The sequence below is a fragment of the Clostridiales bacterium genome, from assembly GCA_012512255.1.
Lineage (GTDB): Bacteria > Bacillota > Clostridia > Christensenellales > DUVY01 > DUVY01.
Genome location: JAAZDJ010000134.1, coordinates 1 through 6,915 on the forward strand (window position 1 = coordinate 1; position 6,915 = coordinate 6,915).

At 43.7% G+C, this 6,915-nt stretch carries 6 protein-coding genes; 3 read left to right on the top strand and 3 right to left on the bottom strand.

The window, feature by feature from the left end:
* A partial coding sequence (gene pyk, locus GX756_06660; protein NLC17539.1) for a pyruvate kinase occupies positions 1-1,218 on the top strand: 1,218 nt, incomplete at its 5' end.
* A 27-nt stretch (positions 1,219-1,245) separates the two neighbouring features.
* On the opposite strand, the gene GX756_06665 is transcribed toward pyk, so the two are convergent.
* The 3 genes from GX756_06665 to GX756_06675 are packed head-to-tail and all read right to left on the bottom strand — an operon-like array spanning position 1,246 to position 5,506.
* Positions 1,246-1,872 (bottom strand): cysteine hydrolase, encoded by a 627-nt coding sequence (locus tag GX756_06665; protein NLC17540.1) that lies wholly within the window; start codon positions 1,870-1,872, stop codon positions 1,246-1,248.
* Between the two features lie 35 nt (positions 1,873-1,907).
* A complete protein-coding gene (locus GX756_06670) occupies positions 1,908-3,695 on the bottom strand; it encodes an ABC transporter ATP-binding protein (protein NLC17541.1) in 1,788 nt (595 codons plus the stop codon).
* Positions 3,696-3,697: 2 nt separating this feature from the next.
* Positions 3,698-5,506 (bottom strand): ABC transporter ATP-binding protein, encoded by a 1,809-nt coding sequence (locus tag GX756_06675; GenBank protein ID NLC17542.1) that lies wholly within the window; start codon positions 5,504-5,506, stop codon positions 3,698-3,700.
* 435 nt (positions 5,507-5,941) lie between these two features.
* Here GX756_06675 and cysE point away from each other — a divergent pair, with 435 nt between their 5' ends.
* Both cysE and GX756_06685 read left to right on the top strand, forming a co-directional pair.
* Positions 5,942-6,577 carry a serine O-acetyltransferase gene (gene cysE / locus GX756_06680; GenBank protein ID NLC17543.1) on the top strand — a complete coding sequence of 212 codons (636 nt, stop codon included), beginning with the start codon at positions 5,942-5,944 and terminating at the stop codon, positions 6,575-6,577.
* A gap of 73 nt (positions 6,578-6,650) precedes the next feature.
* On the top strand, positions 6,651-6,915 hold a 265-nt coding region (locus GX756_06685; GenBank protein NLC17544.1), incomplete at its 3' end, for a class I tRNA ligase family protein.

The following is a 6,915-nucleotide window of genomic DNA, read 5'->3' on the forward strand; positions in this document are numbered from 1 at the left end:
ACCAAAGGCCCCGAAATCAGAATTAAGACATTTGAAAATTCCAAAGTCTTTTTGGAAAAAGGCCAAAAATTTGTCTTAACTACCGAGGACATACAAGGCGACAACCAAAGGGTAAGCATTACATACAAAAAACTCCCCCTTTGCATACAGCCCGGCGCGATGATTTTGCTAAACGACGGGCTTATTGAGTTGGAAGTTCAATCACTAGAAAATAATAATATCGTCTGTTCGGTAATAGAAGGCGGGGTTTTGACCAATAACAAAAGCCTTAATATCCCCAATTGCCGTATTAATATGCCTTATTTGTCCAAGCAAGACGAGGAGGATTTGATTTTTGGAGTAAAAAATGATGTGGATTATATCGCCATGTCGTTCGTGCGCTCGGCGGACGACGTGAAAGAAGTCCGCAACCTATTAAACCGCAACGGCGGAGAAGAAATAGAAATTATCGCCAAGATAGAAAACCGCGAGGGCGTGAATAATATAGACGAAATCCTGCGCTATTCGGACGGGATTATGATAGCACGAGGCGATATGGGCGTGGAAATCCCGTTTGAGCAGCTTCCCTCTATCCAAAAAGATATTATCAAAAAATGCTACCGCGCGGCCAAAAAAGTTATCACGGCGACCCAGATGCTAGAATCCATGATCCACGCGCCCAAGCCCACCCGCGCCGAAATCTCGGATATAGCCAACGCGGTCTTTGACGGCACAAGCGCCATAATGCTAAGCGGCGAAACGGCTATCGGCGGTTATCCGCTTCAAACGGTCAAGACTATGGCGTCTATAGCAAGCTACGCCGAGAGCACGATTGACTTTAAAAAGCATTTTAACGCTTTGGAAATAGCTATAAAAAATATCGCCGACGCGGTGTCGCACGCCACATGCGCCGCGGCTATGGACTTAAACGCGGCCGCGATCTTGGTAGTTACCCAAAGCGGCTCAACGGCTAGGATGATAAGCAGCTTCAGGCCGGCCCCGCCCATAATAGCCGTCACCACCAACAAAAAAGTTTACCATAAGCTGTCGCTAAGCTGGGGCGTTATACCTGTTTTGGGCGCTATGCAACAAAATACCGACTTGTTGTTCGCGCACGCCATAGACTGCGCCAAAAAGACCGGCATAGTCAAAAAAGGCGATATCGTGGTAATAACCGCGGGCGTGCCCGTGGGCGTTTCGGGAAACACCAATATTTTGAAAATTGAGCATGTAAAGTAAAAAGGCGGCTTTTTTCGCCGCTTTTTTTTAAACCAAATTTTTGAATATCTTTACGCCGGATTGCTCCATATTTTTTAGCGCGAATACTTGCATCAGCTCGGCGCTGTGCATCGGCGAGTCAAAAGTGTCCACATAATCGGTAAAGACCAGCACATTAGCTGTTTTTTTGATTTCGTTAAAGTATGCCCTTAGGGACAGGGCAAACTGCAAAACGCAAATATCCGTGCAATTGCCCATTATAAGGAAGTTGTCGTAAAGGTTGACATCGGCGTATTTCAAAAAATTAAAGATGCCGTTGGTGCTGTCTTTTTCTATGACTATGCCCTTTACTCTGGACAAAACGCCCGCTATTTGTTTTTCTTCGGGGGTATGGCAATGCTTAGGGTAGCTCGCAAACTCCAAAGAATCGGGCGTATGCGCGTCGTTTAGGAAAAATTTGACCGCCTCGGGCAAATAGTCCAAAGCGCTCGCCACCCTGTCCACCAGGTTTTTCAGTCTTGGGCTGTATAGCGCGCCCTTTTCGCAAAAGCCCGCGACCATATCCATAATAATTACCGCGCATCTGGGGTTGTTATATGTTCGGGCTAGCAGGCTAGGTTTGTTTTGATATTCAATGCTCAAACAATCAAATTCTTTAATTTGTTTTTGGGTCATGGCAAACACCTCTAAATAATTAATTTATCGCGATATTAATTTTTTGTCTGCAACTGGTAATAAGCGCCTTTTTTGGCCATAAGTTCTTCATGGGTGCCAGCTTCCAAGATTCCTTTATTGCCTATATATAATATGCAGTCGGCTTTGCGAATAGTAGACAGCCTATGGGCTATTATAAAGCTGGTGCGGTTTTTTAGTATCTTTTCCAAAACCTGTTGAATTTTAATTTCGGTTTGGGTATCCACCGAGCTTGTCGCCTCGTCCAAAACCAGTATCTTAGGGTCGCAAAGAATGGTGCGGGCAAAGGACAGCAATTGTATCTCGCCTCCCGAAAGTCCCGCGCCTTTTTCGCCCAATACATGATTATAACCGTCGGGGTATTGCATTATATACTCATGAAGCGAAGCCGCTTTGGCGGCCTTGATGCACTCTTCGTCTGTGGCGTCAGGTCGGGCGTATCTTATATTGTCCATAATCGTGCCGCTGAACACAAACGAATCTTGCATCATCACGCTTACTTGGCTTCTTAAAGAATAAAGTTTGACATTGTTAATGTCATGGCCGTCTATTAAAATCCTGCCGCTTGTCGGCTCGTAAAACCTGCTCAATAGATTGACAATGGTGGTCTTGCCCGCGCCCGTAGGCCCGACCAACGCCACCGTTTTGCCCGGCGGCACTTCCAAGTTAAAGTTTTCCAAAATATTGTTGCCTTTTTCATAGGCAAAAGAAACATTCTCAAACTTGACATGCCCTTGCACGGGCGGCAGGTCGTAAGCGCCTTCGCGGTCCGTAATGGACGGCGGGGTGTCCATAGTCTCAAAAATTCTTTCCAGATTAGAGCTCGCTACCGAAAGCTGCTGAACATAATTGGAAATATTATTAAGCGGCTGGAAAAACAAGCCCATAAATCCCACAAAGCTTACCAACAATCCGGCTGAGATGGTCTGGGCCCCAAAATTTACGGCAATCAAATACGCCGCGACATAAATACCCATTTGACCAATATTCCAAAAGGCGTCCATAACAGGAAAGAACAGTTCGTTGAGCCTAATCACGCGCGCCCAGCTTTTGTTGCATATCGCGTTTAGTTCGTCGTAAATTTGGCAATTGGCGTCAATACGGTTAAACGCCTTTGTTACGGCTATGCCGTTGATGTTTTCGGCTATGTAAGCGGTGCGGTTGCTTGATTTGTTTCGCATATGCCGCCATCTTAGATGAATCTTTGAGCGCAAAAATACCAATGAAAAACCAAGCGGGACCATAGACGCGGTCACTATAAGCGCGAATCTATAATCCAAGACATACAAAAAGCCCAATATCAAAATAGTCTTAATGCTATCCGTCACAAAGCCTATGACCGCGCCCGACAAAATATTGGCAAGTTCGTCAATATAGTTAGTGACCCTGACCAAAATTTTGCCCGCCGGTCTTGAGTCGAAATAATCAAAAGATAGTTTTTGAAGATGTCTAAAGAGTTCGCCGCGCAAATCCCTTACGATTTTATAAGAATTTTTGGTCAATGCGCGGGTTTTGACCAAGTTAAACAATATATCGCTTACCGCTACCAGCGCCCAAGCTATTAAAATAACTATGGCAAGCGTTACATAATGTGGAACTCTGCCTTTGACATCCAAAATCTTGTCTATGATAATGCGGTTAAAATACGACGGCAAAAGCGCGATCGCGCCCAAAATTATCATAAAGACAGTTACGGTTATAAAAGTCTTTTTATAGGGCTTGATATACGACAAAACGCGCAAAATCATTTTGCCGTTAAACTTAGCTTCAAGCGCTTCGTCTTCAAAATATCTGTTCCGTGCCATCTTTACGCAATCTCCTGCAAGGTCGCCTGCTGTTTTTTATATATCTCGGCGTACCTGCCGTTTAGGCGCATCAACTCCTCATGCGTGCCGCGCTCCACAATTTTGCCGTCTTCTAAATAAATTATCTCGTCGCAAAACCGCACGGACGCCGCCCTGTGCGCCGCTATTACAAGCGTCTTGTGCGCGTATTCTTCGCTTAACGACCGCAAAATCAATCTCTCGGTCTGCAAATCAAGCGCGCTAGTGGCGTCGTCCAGCAATAAAATGGGCGCGTCTTTTAACAAGGCTCTCGCGATTGAGACCCTTTGTTTTTGTCCGCCCGACAATCCTACGCCCCTTTCGCCCACTATGGTATCGTATCCTTGCGGCATATCCATTATAAAATCATGAGCTTGGGCGGCTTTGGCGGCTTTTACAACCTCTTCGTGAGAGATATCAGGGTTGAAAAAAGCGATATTGGCGTCTATTGTGTTGGAAAACAAAAACACATCCTGCATCACATATCCAAATTGCAGCCTTACATCTTCCAGCTTGATTTTTTTAATGTCCGTTCCGTTAATCAACACCGCGCCTTTGGTGACATCATAAAACCTGGTCATAAGTTTCAAAAGCGAGGATTTGCCCGAGCCCGTTTTGCCCATTATACCCAGCTTTTTGCCGTAAGGCAACTCTAGATTAATATCTGTCAAGATAGGTTTATTGTCTATGGTAAGGCTGGCGCTTTCAATTGCCAAATGCGGCTTATCTTTTATGCCGATCGCGTCTTCTGCGTCCGCAATCACATTGCTGGTGTTAAGAAAGGTAAACAGCCTGTCGGCGCAAACCAAAGATTGCTGGAGCTGGCTTATATGGTAAGACAAATTGGTGAGCGGGCCGGTTATCCCGCCTATATAATATACAAACGAGCCAAACTCGCCAATCGTCAATTTGCCGTCCAGACCCAAAAATATCGCTATAATTATGGAGCCAAGATAGGCGATTTGGGCAAAAGACGCAAACAACGCGTTAAACTTGCTCCATACTTGGGTATGTTTGAAATACGCGTTTTTGTAATTTTCGTTTCTTTGGTCAAACTTTTTGATTTCTTGTCCTTCGGCGGCATATGCCTTGACAATGCGTATGCCGTTGATATTTTCTTGCACGCACGAGTTTAATTCTATTGAACGGTTTCTGATTTCATTATAGATCTGGCGCATTTTTTTCATATTGACGCGGGAAGTAACTGCCATGGCGACGCCTGCGCAAAGCGGCAAAATAGCCAAAAACCAATTAATGCGCGTGATAAAAAACACCGCCAAAAACACATGCACAAAACTTTCCAAGCTAAGCGGGATATAGTGGATAAACATGTCTTTTATCATTACCACATCGGATTGGGCTATGCTCAAAAGCTCGCCGCTCGTGTAACGGTTAAGCGCCATTGAGTTTTGGGTAATAATTTTCCTAAACGCCGCGTTCCGCAAATCCCTCTCGCAATCAACCGACCTGGTATGCGCCAAATTCCAGCGGATGTAATGCGTGATATGCCGCGTAAACGCCAAAAGGAGCAAAAGAACTACAAGCGTTATCAAATTTTTTGTCAAATCTGCGCTATCGCCTACAATTTTGTTTAAAAGCGGCAAAAAAATACTAGATGATTCTTTTAGATTGGATTTGCCTAGCGCGGGCATTATTACTTTATCTAATATTAGCTGAATAACTTGTGGAATGACTTGCGCGATAAAAATAAAAAAACAGCCCAAGAAAAAACACAACACAAAAACAAACCAATGCTTTTTGAAATATCCCCACGCCTGCCAAAACGCGCTCATAGCCGATAACTCCCAAAATTTAGAAAAGATTATAGATATAATAACACAAAAAAAACAAATGTAAATGATTTGACGGTTAAGTTTCTACATTATTTTTATTTGTTTTTATATTGACTTTTTTTGGGCTGTATTTGGTTGTTTTGTCCGTTCGTTGACTTTATAATATTGCTAATATATAATGGTAATGCTATTTAAAAATAGGAAAAATTAGGAAAAATTTGGAACTTGCAAGGTTTTGTAGGACAAAAAAAACCAAAATTTTTTTATTATAGTCTACCCGCCATCCATTATTGGAAGCGGCGCTAAATTCGTCCAAAGGACAGCAAAAGACTTGAATAATCCCAAATAGATAATTAAATATCGCAAAGCATAATTACCCTTAAAACGCCCTTTGGGCATATAATTTATTATAAAAAATAATTATTGAGAAATAATATGGGAAAGATAAAAATGGATTTGGAAGCGGCGTTAAGAAACGACCCCGCCGCAAAAAGCAAGCTTGAAGTTATCTTGACTTATTCGGGATTTCATGCCGTTTTGGGATATAGGCTTGCGCATTTTGTTTATAAAAAATTAAAGCTAAGGCTTTTGGCAAGAATTATAAGCCAAATTGTGCGTTTTTTTACGGGCGTTGAGATTCATCCCGCCGCCGAGATTGACGGCGGATTGTTTATAGACCATGGCTCGGGCGTCGTCATAGGCGAAACCACGGTTATCGGCAAAAATTGCACGCTTTACCAGGGCGTAACCTTAGGCGGCACGGGCAAGGATACAGGCAAACGCCATCCCACTTTGGAAGACAATGTTATGGTAAGCGCGGGCGCAAAAGTCTTAGGGCCTATCACTATTGGCACTAGAAGCAAAATCGGCTCGGGCAGCGTAGTCTTAAAAGATGTGCCGTCCGATTGCACCGTGGTAGGCATTCCGGGCAGGGTTGTAAAAAGGCACGGCGTAAGGACCAACGACCTTGACCAGACCTTCCCGGACCCTTTGGTGAAAGAGTTCGCGCGCATTAATAGCGAAATAGAAAAGCTAAACAAGCGCATAGAAATGTTAGAAAAAGGTAAATAATATCCTCAAGCTTTATAACACTTTGACGCGAAAAAAAGAGATATTCACGCCTTTAAAAGAAGGCGAAGTCAGCATGTATTCATGCGGTCCGACCGTTTATAACTACGCGCATATAGGCAACATGCGCATGTATATCTTTATGGATATTTTAAGACGGGTTTTAAAACACAACGGCTATCGCCTAAAAGGCGTGATGAATATCACCGATGTAGGCCATCTTGAATCGGACAGCGACACGGGCGAGGACAAAATCCAAAGCGAAGCCAAAAGGCAAAACCGCTCGCCTAATGAGATAGCCGAATATTATACTAAAGTCTTTTTTAAGGACTTGGAAAAAC

Coding starts and splice junctions, on each gene's coding strand:
- GX756_06675 (NLC17542.1), bottom strand. CDS start 5,506: ATGAGCGCGTTTTGGCAGGCGTGGGGATATTTCAAAAAGCATTGGTTT.
- GX756_06665 (NLC17540.1), bottom strand. CDS start 1,872: ATGACCCAAAAACAAATTAAAGAATTTGATTGTTTGAGCATTGAATAT.
- cysE (NLC17543.1), top strand. CDS start 5,942: ATGGGAAAGATAAAAATGGATTTGGAAGCGGCGTTAAGAAACGACCCC.
- GX756_06670 (NLC17541.1), bottom strand. CDS start 3,695: ATGGCACGGAACAGATATTTTGAAGACGAAGCGCTTGAAGCTAAGTTT.